The sequence below is a fragment of the Bradyrhizobium sp. WSM1743 genome (assembly GCF_000473065.1).
Lineage (GTDB): Bacteria > Pseudomonadota > Alphaproteobacteria > Rhizobiales > Xanthobacteraceae > Bradyrhizobium.
The window spans coordinates 31,157-56,264 of sequence record NZ_AXAZ01000002.1; the positions used below are offsets into that span (position 1 = coordinate 31,157).

Annotated in this window: 20 protein-coding genes and 1 pseudogene; 4 read left to right on the plus strand and 17 right to left on the minus strand. The window is 58.6% G+C overall.

From position 1 onward, the window contains the following. Complete coding sequence (locus YU9_RS0102350) at window positions 1-963, minus strand: carbohydrate ABC transporter permease (RefSeq protein ID WP_027571331.1); 963 nt, start codon at window positions 961-963, stop codon at window positions 1-3. Window positions 964-1,033: 70 nt separating this feature from the next. Beyond that, window positions 1,034-2,419: an ABC transporter substrate-binding protein gene (locus tag YU9_RS0102355; RefSeq protein WP_156951634.1), complete on the minus strand. Its 1,386-nt coding sequence runs from the start codon at window positions 2,417-2,419 to the stop codon at window positions 1,034-1,036. Between the two features lie 1,036 nt (window positions 2,420-3,455). On the opposite strand from YU9_RS0102355, the gene YU9_RS0102370 reads away from it, so the two are divergent. Continuing rightward, window positions 3,456-3,704: a hypothetical protein gene (locus YU9_RS0102370; RefSeq protein ID WP_027571334.1), complete on the plus strand. Its 249-nt coding sequence runs from the start codon at window positions 3,456-3,458 to the stop codon at window positions 3,702-3,704. 1,020 nt (window positions 3,705-4,724) lie between these two features. Next, window positions 4,725-5,108: a hypothetical protein gene (locus tag YU9_RS0102375; RefSeq protein WP_027571335.1), complete on the plus strand. Its 384-nt coding sequence runs from the start codon at window positions 4,725-4,727 to the stop codon at window positions 5,106-5,108. A gap of 2,641 nt (window positions 5,109-7,749) precedes the next feature. Here the strand turns inward: YU9_RS0102375 and YU9_RS0102395 are convergent. The 5 genes and pseudogenes from YU9_RS0102395 to YU9_RS40675 all read right to left on the minus strand — a co-directional run bounded on the left by YU9_RS0102395 (window position 7,750) and on the right by YU9_RS40675 (window position 13,724). After that, entirely contained in the window at window positions 7,750-7,932 is a 183-nt protein-coding gene (locus YU9_RS0102395) for a hypothetical protein (RefSeq protein ID WP_027571338.1), read from the minus strand. A 378-nt stretch (window positions 7,933-8,310) separates the two neighbouring features. Beyond that, a pseudogene (locus YU9_RS40665) lies at window positions 8,311-9,246 on the minus strand (transposase); the annotation flags it as partial. A gap of 1,135 nt (window positions 9,247-10,381) precedes the next feature. After that, a complete protein-coding gene (locus tag YU9_RS47325; RefSeq protein ID WP_027571340.1) occupies window positions 10,382-10,627 on the minus strand; it encodes a hypothetical protein in 246 nt (81 codons plus the stop codon). Between the two features lie 272 nt (window positions 10,628-10,899). After that, on the minus strand, window positions 10,900-12,534 hold the full coding sequence (locus YU9_RS40670; protein WP_156951635.1) for a M4 family metallopeptidase: 1,635 nt from the start codon (window positions 12,532-12,534) through the stop codon (window positions 10,900-10,902). A 104-nt stretch (window positions 12,535-12,638) separates the two neighbouring features. Further along, entirely contained in the window at window positions 12,639-13,724 is a 1,086-nt protein-coding gene (locus YU9_RS40675; protein ID WP_051380317.1) for a M20/M25/M40 family metallo-hydrolase, read from the minus strand. A 616-nt stretch (window positions 13,725-14,340) separates the two neighbouring features. Here YU9_RS40675 and YU9_RS0102440 point away from each other — a divergent pair. Continuing rightward, the gene (locus YU9_RS0102440) at window positions 14,341-14,583 is read left to right on the plus strand and encodes a hypothetical protein (protein WP_027571341.1); all 243 of its coding nucleotides are present in this window, start codon (window positions 14,341-14,343) and stop codon (window positions 14,581-14,583) included. Window positions 14,584-15,410: 827 nt separating this feature from the next. Continuing rightward, a complete protein-coding gene (locus YU9_RS0102445; protein WP_027571342.1) occupies window positions 15,411-15,896 on the plus strand; it encodes a prepilin peptidase in 486 nt (161 codons plus the stop codon). Between the two features lie 427 nt (window positions 15,897-16,323). Here the strand turns inward: YU9_RS0102445 and YU9_RS0102450 are convergent, their stop codons facing one another. The 10 genes from YU9_RS0102450 to YU9_RS0102495 are packed head-to-tail and all read right to left on the minus strand — an operon-like array spanning window position 16,324 to window position 24,495. Then, entirely contained in the window at window positions 16,324-16,968 is a 645-nt protein-coding gene (locus YU9_RS0102450) for a hypothetical protein (RefSeq protein ID WP_051380318.1), read from the minus strand. Then, window positions 16,965-17,525, minus strand: coding sequence for a type II secretion system protein GspM (gene gspM / locus YU9_RS0102455; RefSeq protein WP_027571344.1), 561 nt, complete (start codon window positions 17,523-17,525; stop codon window positions 16,965-16,967). The genes YU9_RS0102450 and gspM overlap by 4 nt, the downstream gene beginning before the upstream one ends. Then, the gene (locus YU9_RS0102460) at window positions 17,522-18,583 is read right to left on the minus strand and encodes a PilN domain-containing protein (protein WP_245266280.1); all 1,062 of its coding nucleotides are present in this window, start codon (window positions 18,581-18,583) and stop codon (window positions 17,522-17,524) included. The genes gspM and YU9_RS0102460 overlap by 4 nt, the downstream gene beginning before the upstream one ends. A gap of 2 nt (window positions 18,584-18,585) precedes the next feature. Next, window positions 18,586-19,524: a general secretion pathway protein GspK gene (locus YU9_RS0102465; protein ID WP_027571346.1), complete on the minus strand. Its 939-nt coding sequence runs from the start codon at window positions 19,522-19,524 to the stop codon at window positions 18,586-18,588. After that, a complete protein-coding gene (locus tag YU9_RS40680) occupies window positions 19,524-20,255 on the minus strand; it encodes a type II secretion system protein J (protein WP_156951636.1) in 732 nt (243 codons plus the stop codon). Before YU9_RS40680 ends, YU9_RS0102465 begins: the two co-directional genes overlap by 1 nt. Then, complete coding sequence (locus YU9_RS0102475) at window positions 20,252-20,662, minus strand: type II secretion system protein J (RefSeq protein ID WP_027571347.1); 411 nt, start codon at window positions 20,660-20,662, stop codon at window positions 20,252-20,254. Before YU9_RS0102475 ends, YU9_RS40680 begins: the two co-directional genes overlap by 4 nt. After that, window positions 20,634-21,095, minus strand: coding sequence for a prepilin-type N-terminal cleavage/methylation domain-containing protein (locus YU9_RS0102480; protein ID WP_027571348.1), 462 nt, complete (start codon window positions 21,093-21,095; stop codon window positions 20,634-20,636). Before YU9_RS0102480 ends, YU9_RS0102475 begins: the two co-directional genes overlap by 29 nt. After that, window positions 21,088-21,600, minus strand: a complete 513-nt coding sequence (gspG, locus tag YU9_RS0102485) for a type II secretion system major pseudopilin GspG (protein ID WP_084298881.1) — start codon at window positions 21,598-21,600, stop codon at window positions 21,088-21,090. Before gspG ends, YU9_RS0102480 begins: the two co-directional genes overlap by 8 nt. Window positions 21,601-21,621: 21 nt before the next feature. Then, window positions 21,622-22,833, minus strand: coding sequence for a type II secretion system F family protein (locus tag YU9_RS0102490; protein WP_027571350.1), 1,212 nt, complete (start codon window positions 22,831-22,833; stop codon window positions 21,622-21,624). A 9-nt stretch (window positions 22,834-22,842) separates the two neighbouring features. Beyond that, complete coding sequence (locus YU9_RS0102495) at window positions 22,843-24,495, minus strand: GspE/PulE family protein (RefSeq protein ID WP_027571351.1); 1,653 nt, start codon at window positions 24,493-24,495, stop codon at window positions 22,843-22,845. Between the last annotated feature and the right edge of the window lie 613 nt (window positions 24,496-25,108).

The window sequence follows — 25,108 nt, forward strand, 5'->3', positions numbered from 1 at the left end:
CTAGCTTACACGCTGCCGGACCGAGCGCCACAATTTCACCAGGGCCAAAGTCCCAATAAGCACGATCAACCAGTTGACGACCATGAGCGCTGCACCACGCCCGAAGGCAAGATTTTGAAAGGCCGTGATATAGGCGCGGACCGAGAGCACGGAGGTACTGTCACCCGGGCCTCCTTGCGTCGTTCCGAAGATGATATCGAACTGATTGAGCGATTCGATCAGCCGAAATACCGCGGCGATCAGGATGTATGGCGCAATGAGCGGAAGCTCGATGTGGAGGAACGTTGCCCAACCCTTCGCCCCATTGACCCGCGCAGCTTCTCTGACCTCATCGTTGATGCCCTGCAAGCCGGCGAAGATGATCAGCGCGAAAAATGGCGTATAAGTCCATATGTCGATGAGAACCAGCGAGAACATCGCCGTGCTGGCGTCTGAAATCCATGCGAACCGGCCGATCCCAACAAGCGAGAGCAAATAGTTCAGGATCCCATTCTGCGGATCCATCATTGTGGTCCACATCAAGGCGACGCTCATTGGCGGCAGAACCAACGGAAGGAGAATGACGGGTCGCATCAGCCGGGCAAGGAACACCCCACTTGCGAACAATTTGGCAAGCGCAAGCCCACAAAACGCTTCCGCGAGCACTGCGGAGCAGGCATACGCCATAGTCGCCCGCACGCTGTTCCAGAAATCCTGGGTCTTGATCGCCACTTCATAGTTGGTGAATCCAATGAAGCGAACCAGAGGACGACCAAACTTGAGATCGGTCAGCGATTGAAAGACCCCATAGAAAAACAGAAAGAGAAATCCAAGCAGGATGATGATGGCGGGCGCAATCGCAGCAAGGCTCCACCAGTCAAGCGCGTGCTGCTCGGCGCTTTGCACCTGCTCGTTTTTGGATGGTGCCAGTTGGCCTGCCGATGATTGTAACGTCACGATTGCCTCGGTGCCTCGAAGGTCCATCGCTCACTTCTCAAAAGATACTCGGGCGTGGTGGGGGGCGGCAAAGTCTTATGCCGCCCCCCCGATCGCCTTACATGGAAGAGCGGATCACGGAGGCGAGGTCGGTCAACGTCGCCTTCACATCCGCGCCATTGACCATTTTCTGCATGGCGACAGCCCAGCCGTTCATGGCCTCGGCAAACCCTACGCGCGGCGTAAAGGCGAGCGCTGCCCTGTCCTGCACGCTTTTGAAGGTATCCACGAAGTTCGTGAATTCCGGTTTGGCCGCGTAGTCGAGCCAAACCTTGTCGCTCCAGGTCGAAGCGCGCGGAGAGTTGACGAGCTTCCCGGCGACGGCTCCGTTCAGCCCGACCTGCTTTGACGTCGCCCACTGAATGAACAGCCAGGCCGCTCCCTTTTTCTGGGAGGCAGCATTCATGGCCAGGGACCAGATCCAGATGTTCGATTCGAAATTCTTGCCGTTCGGAGCGCGCAGCGGGGGAGCGAATGCGATCTTGCCCGACGCGGGCTTGCCCGCGACGTCGTTCCAGAACCCAAACATGTTGGAATCGATCGCCATCGCGGTCCGGCCCGAATTGATGCCATCGACCACCTGATACCAGTTGTCGTTGGCAAAGGATGGAGCAGCGCACTTCTTGATCATCTCCACATAATCCTTGTGGAAGGCGATCGACTCGCGCGAATCGAGACCGGTTTCCAACTTGCCGTCCTTGACGACGAAGTCGTGCACACCATAGGACTTGGCGATCGAGATTGCGGCCGTGTGGATGCTGCTCCAAAAGCGCACTCCCCGCACGCCCAAAGGTGTGATCCCGGGATCGGCAGATTTCAGCTTTTCGCAAGCGGCGGACATTTCCGGCGGAGTCGTCGGGACCTTGATGCCGTGCTTGTCCAGAATGTCCTTGCGGTAGAACAATTGGATGTTTTCGAAACCGTGCGGGATGGCCCACACCTGCCCCCGGCCGGCCTCGATCTGCCCGCCCTTGATCTCCCATGTGAGCGCATCGCGCAGTGCGGGGAAGAAGTCCTTGTAATCATAGCTTGCCGAGGTGAGCTTGGGATCGTTCAGGTATCGATCGAGCGGCTCGAGCAGTTGACCGGGCGCGAGATCCCAAGCTGGTTGAATCCCAGTACCGACGACGTCCCACGAGGGCGACTTTGTGCTCAGCTGGATGGTCAGCTTGTTCCAGTAGGCATCGTCCGGATAAAGCTCGGGCGTCACCTTGATGCCTGTCAACTTCTCGAACTCAGGCAGCTGCGCTGCGACTGCGTCAGCATACGGATGGATATCGTATGCCCACACAATCGAAGCGCCCTCGAACTGGCGCCAATTGATATCCTCCGCTTTGGCGTGGCCGAAAGATGCGACCGCACCGGCCAAGAGCGTTGTGCAAATCAGAGCGGTTTTGACAAAATGAGCAGAATGGCCGCGCAAAGCGGCTGGCGTCCTTGGCATTAGTCCCTCCTCCGGGCTCATTGGCCTGCAAATTCACGTGCCCTCCTCATTTGGGGCCACGAGTGTTGGGAACGCTAACCGTCATTTTCTGCCCATATCCACCCATTCAGATCGAAGTTGGGTAACATTGGGTAAGCCAAGAAAGCACCATCACAGGAGCGCCATAGTGGGAGATGATCACTGCAGGCGCATGTTCAGGCCCCGCGAAGCCACTTCCGCAAAGAACAGGCGATCCTGGCCAGCCGCTCGCCCTTTTGCATCAGCAGCTGGTTCAAATGCTCTATTGATCCCGCCGCTCATTACAGACGCGGCGATCTTGTTCTTGAGCGGCTGCCTCAAGACAGACGACAACTCGCTGCAGAATAACGACACATTGTCGCGACCTTTCGGAATCTCCCATCGCACCGAATCTGGTCTCTCGACTGGCCGAACGGCGGTACGATAAGCGCTGCGCCGGCAGCGTGGGGAAGTGTCTGATCTGCTTTCCTCAAAGTCACCGGCTTTTCGACTTCGTCCGCCGCCACTTCTTTGGAGTCGTTCGTCTGACCTGCGGCCACATGGCATCGTCGCAGGGCAGTTCAAGCCGGCGAGAGGTTCGATGAGCGTGGAACGCCTTCTAGATCCCTCGCGCGAACTGGCACACCGCTGAGGGGCCTCTAGGCGCGCGCGACCACAAGCTGATCCAGCAGAAATACAACGGATCCTGCCCGTTAAACGCCGCCGAACGTCCTGGCTGCAATGTTAACATCCCTCGCCGATCGGCTGGGGGAACAAGAATGGCTAGGGCATTTCGCAGTACCGTCATGGCACTCACTTTTGTCGTCGTCACCGGCAGTAACATAGTTTGGAGTTTGCTGGATGACTACGTTGCGTGCGGCCTAGCGCTAGCCGCTTCAGTCACCGCCGGCTTTTGCGTCGAGCGCGCCCTCATCAAACGGTCCCATCGCGAAATGATCCGTCAACACGGCGCAGACTGGCTGGCTGCTAGCGAGCGCATAGATTCTGGCGGACCAACTAGGACGGTGAAGGCGGAGAAATGACAGTCGATCGGAATATCCTCGAGAGCGGCGCGAAGCGGGAGGCCCCCAATCTGGAGGCACCCAAGCTGGAGGTGCTCGATTGCCAAGCCTCGGCGCGATCGTTGCGAGCCCATGGATCGGCGATCGAGGCATTGCGCGCCTGGTATGCCATGCAGTCAACCGTCAATACCATCGCGCTCTACGACGCCGCAGCAGCGCTGTTCGGCTCGGATTTCGACCGGGCCGAATACCATGAGGTCGAGTGAATATATCTGATCTCGACGCGCTTGCAGTTCGGCAAGCGCGATGCCGAAGTCCAGATTATCTTATGTCGACAGAACGGGTGAAAGCCTCTAATTCGATTCCTATCGTTACGTCGCGAGGCGGCCGTCTCTGCCTCACAACGATATTGGGCACGCGCCCCAAGAGGCAGGCGATCAGCCTGAGATCATTTTATGACTCGCCTAAGGGGACGAAAGCATCCGTCGCGCAGCCGGAAGCTGCGGTCGTTCCTGGCGCTTGTCGAGACAACACTCTGTCCGCTCGACAATCGGAGTTTCGATAAAGATTCACGAAATCGTAGAGATCGCGCGGTCGCGTTCGCTCGGCCAAAGCCCTGAAACTTTTCTGCAAATGCCTCAACGTAGTCGTAGGCCAGTACCTCGATGCCGTCTTCAGGCACGTCGGAATAAGGATGAAAAATGTCGGCGGGGACCGGCGGCACCCACGCGTAAAAACGCCCATCGAATGGCCGCGCCTCGGGTCCTGTCGCTCGTTATCGATGAGTGCCGTAACGGTTGCCAGTTCTCGAATTGAGATAAGTCCCACCACGGTGTGATGAGCCGGACCCGCCCAAATAGCTGCCGCCATGACTGGTAGTGTGATGTCCGCCGCCGTAGCTGACGCGCCCTCCATGTCCTCCGCGTGCGTTTGCTTGTCCGATCACGCCGAGCAGCAACAGACCGGCAACTATTGCAATCAACTTCATGTTCGCCCGCCTCCTTCAAATGTGCAAGCGTATCCAAGCGCAGCCGATGCGTGATAACAACCTTTGATTCGCGCAAAATATGCAGCTTTACGCGGGGGGTAACTGGAGCCGAGCCGTTTTCCGGCGCGAGTAAGGCGTGCGATTGTCCCCGAAACGTCTAGATCTGCAAATGGAGCCGGTGACCTCGTCTGAATGCCCAATCGATCGAGCAGAAATACCGCAGATGAAGGACCCTCTACGCTGATTATCGTCATTGCCGCGATGCTAACATAGGCCCGCTACTCGCTCGGGGCCAACATTGTCATCGCAGGAAATTTCCACCCAGTCGACTGTTGCAGCCGATCGGGACCTCACCTTCGTAGTGATTGAGCGTCATCGCGAGCTGTCGGCGCATTACGATGCGGCCTTATCCGTATCGGCGAAGCTCGATGGGCCCGAGTTTGATGCCGCCGACGAAATCAGCAGTCAAAGGAACCATGCTCTCGCGGAGCATGCGAATGTGCTCATCCGCTCAAGGCCAACGACGATCGCGGGCGTTATTGCTCTGACCCGTTACGTCGGCAGCCTACGAGAGTGGGAACTTCCCGATGATGATGCATGGTATGAGGTTTTCTTAGAAGGACTGGCAGACGCGATCGATGGAATCGCCATGGCGCAGCGGCTTGGGCGAGACGGCGATTAACATGACGCTCGCTTTCATCTTCCGCGGCATACTTTTCTGGGGGGCCATTGCTGCGCTTCTCTATTTGGTGTGGAATTTGCCCTTCTGAAGCCTGACGACTAGGGGCTCGCCCGAACCAGTGTCGAGGCAATGAGGAGCGGCGGCTAAAGACCCACAGCGGCACTAGTTCCGGCCTCTAGGTAGCTTTCTTGTTAGTTGAAGTCGACTTGGTGAGCGGCTTAAGTGGCAGTAGTAGCTTCCCTTGCTTAAGGCCGGGCTGATGCTGGAATCGCGCTAGCTCGCACCCGAGCCGCATTAGGTTACATTGCAGCCAGACCGACATTGTCTGAAGCCACAGGACCCCGCTGCCTCACTGGGGGCTCATCCTGAGACACGATCATGTCCGTGAGGGCCACCAAAGGCCTTGTCGCCTCCTCTATCAACAACCTGAGATTGCTATCGAGGCACTACAGATTGAGAACATGCTGAGACCGGCGAGAATTGCGGCATCGGTAATGCCAACGTCTCCTGAAGACAAGGTGGTCTGAGCGGCTTTGCTTGCATTCCCCGCTTGGCTGTTCGTTGCCGCCATCTCTTGAGGAGCGCCACGACCTTGGCCCCATCCCGCTTGTCGGTACAGGCCCAGCGTCTTCGCGACTGCGATGCCCAACCCAGCCGTCCGCCCGTTGGTCGGCGCGCCATTGGCCGGCCTTGATCGCCTGAGCGCACCGCTCAAATCCGACGCCGTTTGTTTCCGAAAAATGCAATCCGGCATCCTTGGCGCGTCCCTCGGGCGAGTGTGGGAGTCGGGCTGGCCAATTTGGCTCACTCAAGTCTCTAAGCGCGTCAGCTTGCCGACAGCTGATCCTAATAGAGGGAGAACCAGAGAGCGAATCTGCTCAGGATAGCGAACCGGCTCAAACGGAGGGGGATATGGACCCATTTAACAGCATCAACCCATTCGACCGGGATTTCGCTGCTTACTACGCCGCGGTGACACAACCGCAACAGCAGCAAGCGGAGTTTGAGCCGTACTTGGATGAAGTCCCGCAGCTTGATACCACAGCCGTCGCAGGGGTTCCTGTGTCTCCAGATCGCTACTATCCTCATCTGCCTGACGAAGACCGTAGACTCACCGAGGCGTTGGGATCTGGGGCCAGCGGTCCGCGTCCCGAAAACGCAGTCACCAGAGGCGTCGGGCACGTCGCTGCGCAGCACAGCGCGCCGGAAGCTTCGAGTTGGCCGAGCGAGCTGAGTGCGGAAGGTCACGATCAGGATTCGCTGCGAGGGATGATCGGCGAAGCCGTCCTAGCATCGTCTCTCAGGCCAACCGCGCACGACCACCAAGCACCGGATCCCAGAGAAGCCGTTCGTCAGTTCAACTGGAGCGACGGCTACCAGCCGGCTCCGAACGAACTCATCGGGAGTGCCCCCCTTTCAAGTCACGCGCCCCTCATGGGTGAGGATTACAGCGGGCAGTTGAGGCCTGCGAAGAGGCAGAGAACGCTAAGCCAGCCGGAACTGGATGCCATTGAGCGCCAGCTGAGCGAGCCGGGCAATTCAATGGCCCGTGTGCTGATGGAAAGCGCGGGCGCACCATCGCCTTTCGGGCCAGCGGACAGTTCGCCATTGGTCCTTCCGGAGGAAGGTTACGATCAGGATCAGCTGTGGGCGATGGTGCAAGACGCCGGCCCATCATCGTTTCTCGAGCCAACCGCGCGCCATCAGCAGACCCTGAATTTAGGAGCGGTCGTTCGTCCCTTCAACTTCCGGCAGGGCGACCAGCACGCGTCGGCTGCGCTTGACGGTAGCGGCATCCCGCCGAGCCGGGACAGCCGACCCAACAGCTTTATCGTTCACAATGACCGCTACACGGCGCTATTCGTGCCCGCGGCGGCGATGAGGCCAAGCACCCCACTCGATGCGCCAGGCCCTGCCATTCCTTTCGGACCTCGACCGGAAAACGTTCCGCAGCCCAGCGCGCAGCAGCAAATCGAGTCTCACCAGCGCTGCTTGGACGTTCGATGGAGCAAGCCGCTCCGGCGTCCTCTAGGGCTGAGAGGACGTCCCCCGCGGCCCGCGCGGTTTATGCGGCATCATTCGGCGTTCCCGAGAATTTTTCGCACGGCACCCAACCGGCCTCGCACGCGATGCTCTCGATGCTCGGCCGCTGGGGCCTCTTGCCGGACGCGGGGCAGCCGGTAAAGCAATACGACATTCGCGGCGAGCTCTACACCGCCCTCCTGGGGCCGGGAGGGCCCAACGACGTTCGGCTCATTCATCACCCGAGAATGTAGATGCCGAGGGGCACTCTCAAGCCAGGAGCCCGTCCACATAGCTTCGGTATTGGACTTTGTAATGGACCAAAGCTTGCTCCAGCGACTCTTGCGAGCTTAGCGCGGTTCCGGGCGGTGCGGGTCAGCGATACCCGACCCGATTAACTTGCGCGCATCATCGCTGTGCGGCTCCTCGTTGAGCCGCACAGCCATCTCCCTTTTCTTTGCGAAGCGCCGGCGGCCCAAAGCTGCGAAGAACACCAACGGTGTTATTGCCGTTGCGTTTTACAGCATTGCCATCAATCGGGGCCTCCTCAAGTCCCAAGACAGGGGAAGCATGCTCGGAGGCTGCTTCCGGCGCCCCGTTGAACACGCGTGGGCTGAGCTTAGCTGGCTGCAGATGGGTGTGTCGTCCATTTGCCCCAGATGCACATCCTGATCGCGGCCTTCCGCAGAAAGCTCTTTTGGCCAAGGCCGCGCTGCGCAGTGGCGTCGTCGATCCGCCTCCAGTCTGTCAGTGCCGTATCTTCGGCATCAGCAATGGTCGGGATACCGAGCGCGATCTCCATCGCGTTAGCGCCGACCGACGACTTCCGCAGCTGAGCCCGTGCTGCCCGACGTTGCCGCCACTGCTCGTGTCCTGGTTATAGCTCTTGAGATCTGCATTCAGCGCCTCCGCGGAAAGCCGGCCAGCAATGCCCTTCTTGTTTTTTGACGCAGATAGTTGCTGAAGCTCTAAGATTACTGCATAAACCGTGGCAGTGTTTGTAGCTGCTCCGGCTTTGAACTCTTTGACATCAGGATCTCCGGGACCGAAGCAAGCTATCGCCAAATTTGGTGACGGCGATGCCGGTCAGGCCGCGGCGATTGTGGGCTGATGGTCGGTCGGCTTGGCGATGACCTCGATCCCGTCGTTGAATGTCACAGTGTTCGGCCGGGACATCTTAGAAAGCGAGCAGCGAGTTTTGATCCTTGCTCATGCAGTCGGCCACCTTCTCGTATTTCAGCGCGTAGCTCTCGATGAAGACGTCGACCGCCAGCTCGGCGGCGACGCTCGTTTCAGCCATCCAGATTTCCTGCAACGCGCGCTTGGCTTTCGGCTGCGGGCTCCTGACAGCTTGGCGAGCACGTTCGCGGTCTTGTGCAACCAGCAGCGCTGCTCGCGCGTTTTCGGCCAGACCTCGCCGGCCCCCTTCCAGATCGGTGAAGCCAACCAGTTCCTTGCGGCCCTCCGGCGTCGCGCCGATCAGCACGAGGATGCACTTTTCGACCTCGAGCCGGGCCTTGAGATGGAGGCCATCAGCCCGAATGTAGACGTAGCCTTTCGCCGACGGATCGCGCTTCTGCCACGCGGTGCGCTCGTCGAGCTAGCCATTCCTAGGCGACTGATCGCCGAGGCGACAATCCGGCAGCATCCTTGCCGAGCAGCGCAGCCGGCGCTTCCGAGACCTCGCCGGTCGAGATCCCCTTCCGGTAAAGGATCGTCAGCAGCGTCTCGATCCACTTCGAACGCCGCATGTAGGGTGGAAGGATCGACGGTGAGAACCGGATGCGGTCGGGATCGGAGGCGTCCGCCTGGCGATCGCGCATACGCGGCTGACGGATAGCGACTGGACCGATACCGGTCATCACCTCCGGCTCCTGCAGGTGACCGTGGCGGACGATGCGCTGGTGGCCGTCCACGGTTTTCAAATCGGCATGCTTGCCGAGAAAGTCCGCGATCTCGCCCTCGATCGCCTGGGCAAGAAGGATACGTGCGCCATGCGCAAGACTTCTGTGAGTTGATCGGCGACGGTTCCTGGCGGAATCAACTTGATGATGTTATCTTTGGACACGGTATATCGCTCCTTCGGTGGAGAAGTGGAGCCGTCAAGCACCCCCACGATGGCCGCCTTTCCCGCGGTCACTAACCTTTCGGCGATAGCTCGACCGAAGCTGGTACCTCCATCCAAGTCATATCGCGATCATCATGTGTAAATGACATCACATCGCAGTTGATGCCGAGACAAGTCGTAGACCAAGGCTCGCCGGCGCGAACCGGCGAGGCGTTTCGGACTTCCCGCCCGCCTAAATTGACGATCGCAGCAACAATCTTCTGCCTTAGCTGATAGCGCAAGCCTTCACGACCGATGCGGTCACGCCGGGGTCATGGACCCATCTGGCCTCGGGCGAGGTGATCAATTTCACGAGGCGTTTGCATGCCCCTTCTGCGGCGGTGGCATAGACGAACGCCGCATCGAAAGATGCCTTGGCCAGTGGCACAGGGCATGCAGTGCGTTTGTTGCGTGGGAAATTTCAGTGTCCCGGCTCAGGAATAAAGGGCGCGGCGTATTTTCGTGACACGAGGGTCGTCTTTCCTTGGGACACCCGACGTGATTTCGTAACGGGTCAATGTAGGAGGAACTGTTGAGCCACGAATCACCTCCGCAACAGTCCAGGTTCCTCGTTCGAAGGGGGACTACCGGCTGGATGGTTTATGATCGAGAACGCAAGGGGCCGGCGCTGTTAAAGGACCACAGCTTGGCCGAGAAGCTGTCCAAGGAACGGGCCGAACAAGTAATGCAGGCACTGGTTGATGGTTCGATAAACTGCTGGCCATGAACCCTTGAGGTGAGCTTTCGATTCAGGGAAATGAAAGTCTACTTGCGTTCATCTCCGCTCTAGGGTCTCGACGCGGAGAACATAGCCATTCGTTCATGCGCCGCCCAGTCGGGCCCGGTGAGATTGCAGATGACCTTGACAATCGGCCTGCGAACGGCTGGGGCGTCAGACGAAACGCATAGGCGTGTCCTTGCTTACTGGCAGCATCAGCCGTTTTGCAAAGCTCCTATCCGTCGACCGCGAAGCACCAGACCCAGATGCGGGACAATGGAGTCCAGCCGCGCCGTGCGTCGCGCGGATGACGCCAATATCTCGGCGCGGCAGTGACAACACTGGGCTGCTGTTATGTTCTCCTGTGATTTTCTAGGGGAATTGATGAGGCGCTTCATGAAGAAGCAGATCGTGGAAAGCGAACGCTCAGCCCGAATACTTCGATGACTTCATTGACGAGAGCGGCCCTGTTCGGGTGATCGACGTATTTCTCGATGCGCTCGGTTTGGCCGAGATGATGAGCTTTGAGGTTGCGGAGCCTGCGGTCGGCGTCGCGCCCCCTCTTTGCTCCTCGAACTCTGCCAAGAGATGGTTTTTTGGCAAAGGTGAGGCGCCGCCACCGATGGCAGCAAGTTCAATCTCGCCAATGTACTGGCCCGCCTGCCGGATCATCGCGCCAAGCGCGCATGTCCTGGAACGTCGCTCACGCCGCATAGGAGCCGACGACGTACCCCGCACGATGGACATAGGCCGACATTTCCGGACGCCCGAACCGGTGACGGCTTCTCATTCTGGAAGCGTGTACTCTCTACGACAACTCCACGCGGCACCAGACTGGAGCGATGGAGTGCTTACTGCATGGCGCTGATTCCCCCCCAATCAATGCGCCAGCGATCCCTCGGGCTCGAACGAGATCGGGTCCTGGCCTAGGAAACCATATGCCGTCAGTTTACTGAGCTGGCAGCGGCCCCGCCAGAGACACAGACCCAATGCGGTTTGTCTTCGCCCTGGGATGCAGCCATCGCGCAACTAATCCCTACTTGCTCAAATGCAAAGACGACATCTTTGGTTTGATACTTCAGTTTATCCGCTGCCCGGAGCACCCCTTCGGCACCATTTTGAAACGTGGCGTTCAGCGTCCAGTAGTCTTGATTCGCGACAACAAACGCGTGAAATGCCTTCCTGATATCCCAACCAGAGCGTTTCGATAGGATACAAAACACCTTGTTATAAATTCCACTGGAATAGTGAACGTCCAGTCGATCATAGTATTCGGAGACGTGGTCTATAGAGTGGCCATCCTGTGGCGGGTCGCACATATATCGCAAAGACGTCCCGGCTTTTTGGGTAACATCCGCGCCCACGGTCAAGTCAGACCCCGATCTTCCGAATGTATTGCCATACTTCTGGAAGTAATAGGATTCGGCAGCTTCTCCTGCCATGTCGGAAAACGACTCATTCATACCACCTGACTGGTACCGATATTCGAGGTTGGAATTCTGCTCTGTGAAACCATGCGACACTTCATGGGCAACAACATCCAAGCCCACGAGAGGGTAGAACATCGTTTTCCCATCGCCAAACGTCATTGAGCTGCCATTCCAAAATGCGTTGTCCTCATTCCTGGAGAAGTGTACGCGCAAATGCAGTTTCTGCTTCAAAGGACTGACGCCGTACCAGTCCCTATACATGTCCACAACAACCTTCCCGAAAAATTGTGCATCATTGAGCGGTGAGAACGCGCCATTGATATCATCCCCTGCGTTGTTGTAACACCTAAACGCAAAAGGCTTGTTCGTACCTTTGTCAGAGAAGTTCATGTGCTCGGTGAAAACATCTGGGCTATCCATTTGACAGATGCTGCCCTGCTCGCTCACTTCGAAGGGCGGAACGGTTTCGCTTCCATAGGTGTACTGGCCAGTCTTGGCATTTCCCCCAGGCCCCGTTCCTTTTTGTGCGTGTTGTAGGTTTTCATAGGAACTCACCGCTTCGCCTGTAATAGCATCGATAAACAACACAGGACGTGTCGGGCGTGGACCTGCTGTGCCGTCCTGGACAGTTGTAAAGAACGACGTGCGGTACACAAGCCGAACCTCGCGATTCTTTTGAACGACATACACGAGATCGGCCTCTTCGTTTTCGTGGCTGCTCCCGCGAAGCGTAGGAGCAGAGGAGAGCACAATCTCCTTAGCTTTTTGAAGCGCCTGCTGTTTGGTGATCTTGGCGGTCAGGGCCGGACCTAGATCGTAGGCAAGAGTTCCGCTTAAGGCAACAATTCTCGTGCCATCAGCAGATCTCTCGGCAACGATCTGCGGACCCCACACGGGAATTCCGTTGTGCTGCTGCTCAAGGCGGAGGGTGGCGCCGGAACGGTTAGGCAGCACCTTAAGCGACGAAGAAGTATCGAGCTCGAGCAAGCCGGCAACGGAGGCCTCAGGTGATCCTCCTCGAGCTATTTCACCTAGGGGACCGGTTTGAGGCACAACCTTGTTCACCTCACGAATTTCGGCGGCGGTAGCTGCCCCTAGCGAGGCACTCAATACAAAGCACGAGAGTGCGTGGATACGGCTATGACGCATGACACTCTCCTCAAGCTCGATCAATCGCTTCGCTGCATTGAAAGTAGCGAATGCAATTGCTGCGATCTGGTTTAACCTGCATATCCAATGTCATCCCCCCATCATCAATTGCGATAGCTCTCACGCCCATCGACGCCTTTTGTAGTTTCGATCAGAAACTCAATTGCGAGCTTGGCGAAGCGGGCGGCTTTTGTTGCATCCAACTTGGAGACTACGTCCTCCGAAGTGTGAATGTGTGGATTACTCCCTCCGAGCGGAGCCTCGAACGGAAAGGCTGCGCGGATGCCATTTCTCGTCCACGAGGCATGATCAGAGCATGCGTAGCCGCACTTAGTTTCACCGTGTGTGATCGCATGAGCACCAGAATGATTGTATTCCTTTAGGAGCTTCGTGAGAAAACCATTTAGTTCGGGGCTGGTGTAATCGTTCACCAGGTAGATGTCCCGGGCGTCACGGCTGGGAATGAAGCCGGTCATGTCAAACTGCAAGACTGCAATTACCTGGGGCCCTTCTTTGCTTTCGGTCGCATAGCTATCCGCAATATTCGCGGAACCTAGAAGCCCCACCTCTTCTGCGGAGTAGGCCATAAACTGAATGGTCCGCTGCGGTTTGAATCCCGTCTCCATCAGCACACGAAGCGCCTCTGTGACGACCGCGACTCCGGATGCATCGTCGTCAGCACCGGGCGCGTTCTCTTTGGCGTTCTCTTTATTCCTGCTGTTAATCGAGTCGATGTGTGCGCCAATCACCACGACTTCGTTCGGCCGGGACGCACCTCGGATTGTTCCGATAACCGAGTTCTGAACCCAGTCGTGCGAAAGTAGCGCGACCGTGAAGTCTGGACGCTCCTGCCCCAGGCTCGCCCATTCTCTACGAACAAACTCAGCCGCTTCCTGCCCTTTATGTGTTTGGAAATGTCGCGTCCCGAAACCTTGGAGCATTGTGATCGTGCTGAGGATCTTATCGCCCTTAACGCGGTCAAGGGCGCGGCTCACGGTACTCTGCTGATCAAGCGTCTCCGGAAGGGGAGCTAAGTAGCGAAATCCGGGCTTGTAAGCTGGGTTGTCCACCTCCTTGAGGGCCGCCTCGCGCGAGGCGTGGACAGTGAAGCCGCCGCAGTGCGGACATGCGCTGTGCATCCAATTTGAAAAGTTGTCCAGGTCTCTTTCAGCGATGTCAGCAACCGACATGCGGTTGATCACTTGAAACGTGGGAACAACGAGATCGTCCGCAACTGATTGTCGGCTCGCAAGAGACCGCTGCGCGGCAGCTGCCACATTGTCGCCTGTGACAACCCAAAGCCTTGAGGATTGTGCGTAAGTACAGGGACTACCCACCAGCAACATGGCTAAAGCAGTTAGAATTGTCTTTGAGCAACTCCCTCTTTTCATGTCTACTCCTTTTCGCCGACGCATGAGCATGCTGATGACGCAACCTCGCTACGCACCGTCACAGCAGCTGCCGGACAACTAGTCGTTCAGCGATGAGTCGCGGCTGGTCCGCCTGAAGATGATGTTCTCTATGAGATTTGCTGTGGTCGTGCGAACAGAGCAAGCGGCGTGCCAAAGCGAAAATTCCAACATTGCGCGTGCTTCGTAGCATCTGGGTGCGTCGTAGCTCGATGTTGGGCTAGACCTGACAATAGCCACGGCTAGTGAGCGACATTCGTTGCAGAGTTAGCGACGAAATCGGGACTATTCAGATACTGTGCGACCGGTGCCGCTGAGCGCACCGAATTGCAGGACCGGGAGCCGGCGGTGGGAATCCGGCGCCATCAAGTTCTCTATAGATGGAGAACCAATTTAAATGGCGACCCAAACTAGCCCTGGCGCGGTTCTCAAGGTCCCGCAAGTAGCGAGCTTTGTGCTCGTGTTGGATCGTTCAGAACGAGCCGGCGCTCACGGCGAGTTGCGCCAGCAGCAACTGAACGCCGGCGAGCGCTTTGTAATGGCCGGGCGGGCAGGTGGCTTTGTCCTGCTCAGCCGCACCGGATTGATGCTAATTCAAACAGGACCGTTCGCATTAGAGCAGGCCGGATCAAAAACCTAAAAGAACTCGGACGGCTGCCAGCGTTGCCTTAGCGAGATCAAATTCTCACTGCGCCATATTCTGCGTGTGGCAGGGAGCCCAGTCGAAACCTAGCGCCAGGCTCTTGTTGTAAATGCGCGTACGTTCAATAGATGGTCCCCGCAGATTGGGCTGCCAGCGCTACATTCTCCAGGCGCGCCGCTTGCGGAGAGGAGGATGATCGCAATGCGGCACTCCGAGGCCTGGATCGCGGTTGTCGTCGAGGGAGACACAATCAAGACGAAACTATTCCCTTCCGCCGCGGCCCGGGGCCTGTACAGCGGCCGAGTGAATGTGTCGCTGATGTCGAATCCTCGTCTGGACTGCCCTTGTTCGGTCAAACCAGGGAGGCCGACATGCGGTTAGCTGGGTTGTGTGTGACGAAACCGCCACTCGCCCTCCGAGGCGAATGACGATCCAAAGAAGCGCGAAAACGCGCCATGAGCGGGATGAATGCGAGATGATTCCCTTGCTTGGTTGCTGCTCGCTACGGCGCTAGGCATTCCCACGCCGCTGTCGTGCGGGGACTACCGTCACCAACCTTTGACCGTAGGCGACCGGTCCAAGCAGCGTCCCTCCTCAGTCATTGCATGCCGGTTGCGGCCCGGCTAGGGTCGTAGCATCCCTATGTGCATCGCAATTACATTCTCATGGCGCTCACCTTTAAGTTCTGCCGAACCGAGTCCCGGTGCCAACGCGCGCGGTCTGGCCACCCCGGTGCTCGGAAGTTGGATCGCCGCGGTCAATCTTTGTGGCCCCTGCTCGCATTGTGAGCCGCCGCTCCATGTTGTCGTCATGCCGCACCCTTCGTGACAAACTTGACTAACACGATCTGTTACACGCTGCTGCTGTTCGCGTGTGGCTGGCTGATCTGGACCGATCTCCGCTATGGCATCATCCCTGATTGGATCAACGGCTTGATCGCAGCGCTGGGACTTGCGAGGACGTTTGCGATGGAGGGTGCTCTTGGTCCACTGATCGCGGGCAGCCAAGGCCTGATAATCGCTGCCCTGCTCCTGCTGTTGAGAGAACTCTACTTCCGTTGGCGCAGCATACAAGGGCTCGGCCTTGGCGACGTCAAGTTCCTGGCCGCCGCTACGCTTTGGACTGGACCATTCGACTTCCCGATTCTGCTGCTCGCCGCAAGCGTCGCGGCGCTGTTTGTCGTACTCTGTCTCCATGTTGTCGGGCAAGACGTCACCGCACGAACGTCGATCCCGTTCGGACCATTTCTGGTCGTTGGCCTACTCGTCGTGCTCGCTGTGCAGACAAGTGTTGCAAGTATCCCTTTCTAGGCTGTCAATTACTGGATGTTCTATTCCCGCCAGGCAGAATACTGCCGGACATTCACAGCGGCACAACAACGCGCCGTGCTGCATCGCCTCTGCAACCTCTCTGGCGCAAGAGAGGTCACATCATCACGAAAACTGATGTCAACGGCGATTGCGGGATTCATTGAGATACGAAGGGGTTTTCGGGATCCCGAGCAACAGCATGCTCACGACTAGCTCCTGGACCTTGACGAATTAGCGCGCTTACCAAGAATCCGGCCGAGAACGTCGTCACGGCACAGGCGAGGCCAACTCGCCGAATGCGTTCGGGCATTGAATCCATGCAGCGGAGAGTGCGTGAAGGCAACACGCTTTCATTCCGCGACTTCGTAGAATGACAGTAAGACCGAACGCAGGCGTTGTTTCGAGGATCGGATGTTGGATTGGACCACTACTGCAGTTGTCGAGGTCCCAGCTCCTGTTCGGGGGTCGTCGAGTTCAAAGGTGATAGCTGGATCTCTCCCTCACTTCCTTTTCCAGGCTGAGACATAGACATGATCGCCCTCTTGGAGGGGTTTTCCAACATCACCTCGCGAGCTCGCACCTCGCGTAGCACCCAGCCATCATGCTGTTCGCCGACCCTCATCCGAAGCGACAGCTTGCTGGACTGATCGATGAAGATCCCAAAGCTCTCGAAACCTCCCACAACCGTTCCAACCAGCGAGAGCGCCGGCTTCTCCGGTCTCTTGGAGGACAGCGGAGGCACGGGCACAGCGGCAACCGGCGTCGACACGGGGACCAGCGCCCGTCGTGAGGGCGAGAAGATGGGACGATCCCGGGTAGCGGATAGCCGGATCAACGGAATCCCCCACAAGGGATTGGCACTGGATGCCGGCTCTTTCGGCGCCGACACCGAGTTGACGGTCAATGAAGAGGGCTCAGGCTTGTCGACTCCTGCCCCACCCTCCCGCTGCCCTATCGGACCAGCGTCTGTCACTTTCTCGCTTTTCACAGCCGCTATGGCCGCGCAGACCGACAGGTTTGTTATGGCCAATACGACGGCGGCCAAAAGAATCGTTGCGACAGGACGCATCATTTGCGTTCCTGCCATTGGCCCGACACCGTCAGCGAAACGCGCAGCTTTCCTGGCGGGGCGGTCGTGACGGTCAACGTCTCGACCAAGAGTTGCTCCACAAAGAGGAATGGAAGACCGGCTTCCAGATCATAGAGCAGTTGCTGCAAGGCTGGTTGTTCGATCTCGCAACTCGTCACTACACTAATGAAGCCTGCTTTCGAATGGTTACCCTGCAGTTCGACCTCGGTCGACAGAACGTTGCCCCCGGTTTTTGTGACGGCGCCCACCACCCTTTGCACCAGTGCAGCGCCTGCAACGGTCACAGTCTTTCCTTCGAGAAAGGCCGAGCCTTTAGGCCCAGTCAGATTAGGCTCGCCGCGGCGATCAGGCCGAACCGCTCCTCCCTCGAACTGAGCCAATAGCTCTCCAGCGTCGTGGAGCTGGTCATATCGCGCAAGTAGATCGGTAATGGCGCTTGCGATCACCCAGAGGAAAGCGAGAACTACGATACCATAGCCCGACGCGGCTGCGGCAGGTGATGACCGAAATGCCTCCCGAAAGAGAGCGGATCCCCTCATGTGCTTCCCCTGAAATAGGCATTCACATGAACCTCGAGGTGAAATCGCTCGCCGGGCTCGTTCGATGATCTGGTTGTCGGTGCGAAGAATGCGGCTCGGCTGAACTGCGGTGACTGCTCGATCAGCTGAATCAGCGTCGGGGCGTCCTGAGTCAGACCAATCAGTTGCAGCCGATCGCCCTGAACACGCAGCTTGGTGATATATGTACCATCGGGCAGGATGCTCGAAAGATGATCAAGAACCAAGACCGTCGCTGGCGTAGTCTGCTTACGCCGAGTGAGCAGCGCGCCGGCAGTTGATGCAGCCTCGCTCGGATCGCCCTTGACTGCTGCCCGCTGACGCGCGATCGTGCTGCGCAGTTCTTGCAATGCTGCGTCTGCTTTGGTGCTGAGCACCATGGTTACTATCAGCACCAATGCAGTCGCAGTTCCAGCGCCGAGCAGAAAAAACTTCAAGAGTTTCGCAAGGTCTCGGCGACCGGAGATCGCCGAACGAAGACCTGCGCTGAAAAGCGTAATCGGATGCAAGGACAACTCGCTGTGTGTATGGATCGCGACTGTAGCAGCTCCGACATGATCCGCGAACTGGACCAGCGGCTCTACCGTGGCACGCGACACTGCTGCTAAAATGAGGCCGATGCGCTCCTTGGGTGCCGACTGAGGTTCACTAAAACCAAAGAGCGCCTGTTCGGCACTCCAAGGCGTTAGTCGATCGATCTGTGAACGGATCATGCCGTTTAGAAATGGTTCTGCCTGCTTTGGAAAGTCGAGCTGCCGAACCAGAACTTGGTTTGGGGTGAGGTAAATGTCCATTACGGACCCGCGCAGGACCCCAATCCAGTTGCTCGGCAGGGTATGGTCGCCGGCCAGCCGAACATGGGCATTCTCGGGCTGCAGCTTGCGTGCGGAGTGCTGCAGCAGCTGTAGCGTCAGCCCATCCGCTCCGTCGTGGCAAGCGCTTACCCGACGGCGCCGGTGGACACGGTTCGCGATCGCTTCAAGAGCGTTAGCCACCACGGCACACCAGGCGGTAAGCGCCGTTTCCATGTCACTTGCCATCTTCATGCCCCACGGCGCGCGCCGCGCGCGTCGTGTGTTTGCGTGCCCTCGTCCTCGTGCGACAGAACTCGATAAGGCAATTTCCCTTCGCCCAATTCAATTACAACCACCGACGACCTCCGCCGGCCATCGGCTGCCTCTAATGACACGCGCAATCTCCACGCGTTGCTCTTTCCCGCGATGACCCTGGCACTTGCGGGTACCAGCGCCTGCGCAATAGCAGCCGGATCGGCGGATAACGCCTCTCGTGAGGCGAGGAAATCCTTCAGGATCAGCGGCGTCATTCCCGGAACTGAAGCGACCACCTCCGCGGGGGCGGCCAAGATGTCTATCCCAGGCGAGCCGCTGAAGACGGTGACAAACGGCATCACTCGATCAAGCAGCCAGGACGGCGGCCCCGGCACTAGCGGTAGCTCGTCGACATGGACGAAGGGGGCCAGCCTCGGTCCATATTTACGTCCCGCCGCTGCATAAAGCGCCTCTTCCGATCGCGCAGCCGCCTTATCCACCGGTTTGGTACGCCACGATACCACCCTATCGGCATAATCCTGCGCCGCTTCGGCGTCTGCGCCAAGGATATTGAAGAGATTGGCGATCATCTCCTTCGGCGCGGCATTGAGATCGACTCGGGCGGCCTCGGTTAAGAACGAGACCGCCACAACGTCACCGCCGATCCGGATGCTGAATCCACCGCGCCTTGGCCGCTCCTCACTTTTCGCCATGAGCAACTGATACGCTGCTAGCTCAACGCCGGCAGCCACCAACGCTTCTGCTTGCAGGGCGTCATCATCAATCCGCAAGACTCGCGCCGAGTTCGAAAGGTAGTTTGAGAATACCACGATGAGTGCGGCCAAGGCTGCTAGAAACCACAGCACCGCCACCAGGATGAAGCCATCCCGAGGGCCAGCCTTCCGCGACGATTGCCCTTTCGATTGCAACATCAATCGCTCCGCGCGCCACCGAAAGCGGCCTTCGAGCCCGGCTGCGGCTCGTCCGGCCTCGAGCTAACGCAGTCCCTCTCGTTTTCAATACATGCCGCAGCCGGAGCATCGACATGAATCCGGACCACCCGCGACATTATGGCTAATCCGCCCCGACTACGATCGAGAATAGTCAAGCGAACGGCACTAGGAAGCCGACCCGCCTCATGCCAATCCGGCCTCCAAGCAAGGCTCGCATCCGCATAGGCAAAGGACAGTCGGAAGGGAGGAGTAAGCAGTACCACTCGATCGGCGAAATGAAGAGTTTCGGAAAGTGAAACGCCAACGGGCAACGGTGTGAAGGGGGTTCGCGAGCGCACGAGCGCAACATCGGGTCCGTTAGCAGTTTCGGCAATCTGGACGATGTCAAGGCCGGGCCCGACATTCGGTCCAATCGCCTTGCGAACAAACGTCACCCCCAGCTCTCCCCCTTCAAACAGCGGCCGCGTCTGGTCGCGATTGGACGGAACAAACTCCGCTGCAGAAAGATCGTTGGCTATTCGGCGCAGCGCCAAACCGATCATCTCCGCGCGTTGAACACGATTGACGCCGCGATTCCACGCCGGAAACAATTGCGACGACACCGTCGCGAGCACCGACATCACGAGCCCCGCGACAGCAAGCGCAGCCAGGGCCTCGATCAGGGTGAAACCGGCTCGCTCGTCACGATGTTCTGATGCCGCACACATCATCCTGCAGTCCGCGCCAGTCGCACTGTGCGCACATCGACGACGGCGCCCGATGCCGAACGGAGACGCAGCTCCACCATGCGAGGAATCCAGCCTGCCTGACCAGCGGCGACGTCCCAACCCGTTCCGATCGGCGCAACCAGAACAGTCCACTCGCCGGAGGCGGACGCACCGCGCAATGTACCCAGTAGCAACCGATCACGGTCGGGAATCGCGGTGACAAGAGCTACGCTCGTCTCTTGGATGACTGAGACCCTTTCCTCGATCTTACGCACGGCACGCATATTAGTTGATACGACACTGCCAATTAACCCAAGTGACAGGCTGAGCACCGCGAGCGCGACCAGCATCTCTATCAGAGTGAAGCCAGCGTCACTCTCTTCAGCCTTTGATGATGGAACGAGAGACAACCTCAATCCTCCCAGTCAGCCAGTCGATCCTGATCTCGACACGCAGGTCAGCCCGCCAGAGCGCAATCGCACCACCGCAGGACAGGCCGTTGGGAAAGAAACTGATCGTCGATAAGACCGGACGTTGGTTGCAGCTGCGTGGCAATATCGCCTCGAATTCAACGTCGTCCGGCACCTGGACAGCAGCAGAGCTGGCGCCCGAACGAATCGCCCGGCCTGGCGGATCAACCAGAGTATCTACCCTGACGCCACCGCCGACCGACATCGCCCGGTCAGCTTTCAGAATCGAGGCGGCCGCAAGAGCATAGGCCTGCAGCCTTGCCTTGGAGGTCTGCCGCGGCACGAACGGCAATAGCACGGCCGCGATCATTCCGGTGATCGCGAGCATGCAAACCACCTCCAGCAATGTGAAGCCGCGTTGATCATCATTCATTGCGTGCACTCGTCTGCGCACCGAGCATGATGTCGGCAGCCGTGCCGCTACCTCCCTCCTGACCGTCGGCGCCATAGGATATAATCTCGTATGGCCCACGCTCGCCCGGGGAACGATACACATAAGGCGTATTCCAGGGATCGGCGGGAATCGCGCCACCTCTCAGGTACGGGCCGTTCCAGGCCGTAATGCCGGCGGGCCGGCTCGCCAAGGCTCGTAACCCTTCGGATGCCGTGGGATAACGACCCGCGTCCAGATAAAAGAGGTCCAGTGCGCTCGCGAAGCTCTGCAACTGGATCTTGGCTGCCTTGACCTTGGACTCCCCGAGATAATTGAGGACCCTTGGCCCGATCAGCCCCATGATCAGCCCTATGATGGTGATCACAACCAGCATCTCGGCCAAGGTAAATCCGCGCTCGCCTTCGGGGGCCTCCACTGGAATACGCCATATAAGTCTCGATTGGTATGCACGACGTTCCGCGACCGGCTGGCATTCTGTTGTCATGCTGATCTCCTCTGCGCTTCGTCAGTCGACGAGCTGCGTGACGGAAAGCAGCGCCGTCATGACCGAAACGATCAGGCCTCCGACGACAATACTGATCGTCAGTATTGCGGCTGGCCCGACCATTCCCAAGACACGATCAAGGCTGCGCTGGAGTTTCGCCTCATAGAACTCCGCGATTCGGCCGGCCAGCACCGGTAATTCGCCGGTCTCCTCGCCCAGCCGTAGCATCCGAACCGCCATGGGCGGGAGGACGTTGGACTCTGCCAGCGCTTGCGACAGCTTGCCGCCGTACCGAACGCGATCAACCGCTTCGATCCAGGGGGCAGGAGACGAGGTCACGGACATCACGTCGACGAGAATGCGCTGCGTTGCGGTGAGATTAACGCCACACCCCAACAACAGACCCAAGTTCCGGCAGAACAGGCTCGTGCGGTGGAAGACGAAGATTCTTCCAATTACAGGCAGCGTTGCAAGCGCAGCGACGATCGAAGCACGCACCTTGGTCTGCCGCATGAGCCACCAGCCCCCGGCCAGGACGAACGCGCCTGAGGTCAGCAGCAAAGCGCGGTTAGCTCGCATCAGATCAGAGGCTTCCATGAAGAAGCCAAGTGCCGGGTCGGCGCGGCCGCCGAAATCGCGCAGCACTGAAGAAAATTGCGGCAACACAGCCAGAATGAAGAACAGCATAACGCACCCCGCTGCAAGCACAACGAAGATCGGATAATGCATGGCATCACTGAGCTTCCGCCGAGTTGCCTCGGTCCGATCACGCTCCGCCGCCAGAACCTCAAGGACTTGGCTGAGCGTACCAGAGGCTTCACCGACCTTCATGAGTGCGCCATACATTGACGGAAACAGATCAGGTTGCGCGGAAACTGCGTCGGTAAAGCTTTCGCCGCCAAGCACGGCCAGCCTCAATCGTCTAATCACCGGCCGCATCCGGCCGACATCGCAATCGCCTGACAGCAGATCAAGAGCGTCATCAAGGCGCGCTCCCGCCTTCAGAAGCAGCGCAAGGTCGCGCGTGAAACTCGTGACCTCCGCGTATGAAGGGCGGTTAGGCCAGAATCCGCGGCGAAATACCGACGCGGAACGGGCCTCCTCCACGGCTTCAATCGGTAGCAGATGCAGAGATGCAATCCGGCGCTCGGCCTCTGCTTGCGTCGATGCGACCAACGAGCCGGCAACGATCTCTCCAAACTGGGTCAACGCTCGATAGCGAAAGCTTGGCATAATCCTAATTCAGCGTGCAGCAACAACACGAAGAATTTCAGCGGGAGCTGTGACTGCAGCGCGGCATTTGGCAATCCCATCGTCCAGCATCGTCGTCATCCCCTCGCCGATCGCCGCGCGATCGATTGCCATCCCATCGGCATTATCGGCGATCAGCTCACGCAAACCGCTGCTGAGTTCGAGGAGCTCAAATATTCCTATCCGACCGCGATAACCGCTGTGGCCGCAGCGCGCGCAGCCCCGCGGCTGCCACATGATTTCCCCTGCAGATAGTCCGAGGCGGCTCACTCTGGTGTCCTGGCTCTGTTCATCATCGCCGAACGGTGTCGGCGCCTTGCAATGCTCGCAGAGTTGTCGCACCAGCCGCTGTGCGATGACGCCACGCAAAGTCGATCGCAAAAGATAGCCTTCCACACCGAGATCAAGCAGTCGCGGCACGGCCGCCGCGGCCGTTTCGGCGTGCAGCGTCGTGAGCACAAGATGTCCCGTGAGCGCGGCATGGACGGCCACATTCGCCGTCTCCGAATCTCGGACTTCACCGACCATGATCACGTCGGGATCCTGACGAACAAAGGAGCGGAGTGCACTCGCGAAAGTAAGCCCGATGGCAGGCTTGATTTGCGACTGATTGATTCCGGGGATGTCGTATTCCACGGGGTCCTCGACCGTCAGGATTTTCCGTTCTGGCACATTGAGCATGGACATTATGGTGGCAAGAGTTGTCGTTTTGCCGCTGCCAGTCGGTCCTGTGACCACAATCATGCCGTGCGGAGCCGTGATCAGCCTGCGCAGAACAGCCTCATCGCGCTCGGAAAGGCCGAGACGGTCTACTGCAAGCTGGGAGCGGTCCTTCGGCAGAAGGCGCAGAACCGCGGATTCGCCATACTGCGTCGGCATGATAGCAACACGCACGTCGATCTCGCGGCCGACCCGAATTCGCGCAGCTCCGTCTTGCGGCAGCCGTCGTTCCGCGATGTTCAACCCAGCAATGATCTTGATGCGAGAGATGACTGCCTGGGGCAGCACACCCGCTGGCGGCTGAATGGCACGAAGCAGCCCATCGACGCGCAGCCGAACCGTAAGGCCCATTGAGAACGGCTCGATATGAATGTCACTAGCGCGCATTTCGAGGGCTTTTTCGAGCAGATCAGTGACCGCGCGCACGACGGGCGCGCCGCTCGCCAGGTCGCGCAGACTTTCGATATCGTCATCGCGTAGCTGCTGAACGGCGGAGTGCCCCCTCTCTTCCGCAACCCCGAGCTTCTGATCGAGACAGATAGCAATGTCCTCTATCGAAGCTACCTTAAATGAGGTCGGCCCCCCGAACACCAGCTCCGCGGCTCTACGCGAGGGCTGGTCGGTGGGATCCGCCATGGCAAAGACGGGTGAGCCATCCGAAACGCGATGAGGAAAAGCGACCACTTCGCGAAGAAAGGCTGGCGAAAACTGGTCGATTGCAGGAGCGGCCGCCATCATTTCCCGCAGCGTAATACGTTCGAGACCAGAAAAGCGGGCGGCTTCGTCGGCAAATGAATCTGCCGATAGGTCAAACATCTCCCAAGTTCTCGTCGGCCGCTCACCGGTTTGAGCGTCGCCCTCCGGGTGCGCCGAACACATGCGCCGGAGATGCTCGATGAATTGCGTTGACGATGTACCGCACATAACATGATCCGCGCCCAGGGGTCGGCATCGGACCCGAGTCGACTCGTCAAACATCTCTGGCAAGTCACATGCCAAATTGTGAGGACGCTGACATCGGCGCGCAATGTTGTTTAGGCAGATCGTCCGACGGGGAGCCGCGCGCTTCGTCGGCTCGAATGCGCTAGTGTTCGACTCCGAACAAGAAGTTCTATAATGCGCCAGCTCCGTCGCGAACGCGACATTCAGAGCGGCGGCATGTCGCCCCTGCAGCTTGGTACAGTCCTTGCTGAAGACTTAAAGCTGGGGCGGCCCTGAGACTCTGACCGGTTGGCCAATTTGACTTGGGCCGCTCCGCCGAAAGCGACAGAGGGGAGAATGACCCAGAGCACGAGACGAACGGTTGATGCGGCGCTGAATACAAACATCGCGCTGAAGGGGCTGCAGAGGCATGCAACAAGAGGCCAATCTGACGCAGCGCTATCAGCTGCATCCAGGGCAACGAAAGCGGCAACTTCTGGAGCCGGTGGCCCGAACGTTCGAGAGCGGCAGCGGCAAGTACGGCGCAACAATCATGGAAAGCCGCTGGTCGCCGGCACTGCTAGTTGCTCGGTCTTGTCCGCTCAAGCGCCTATGG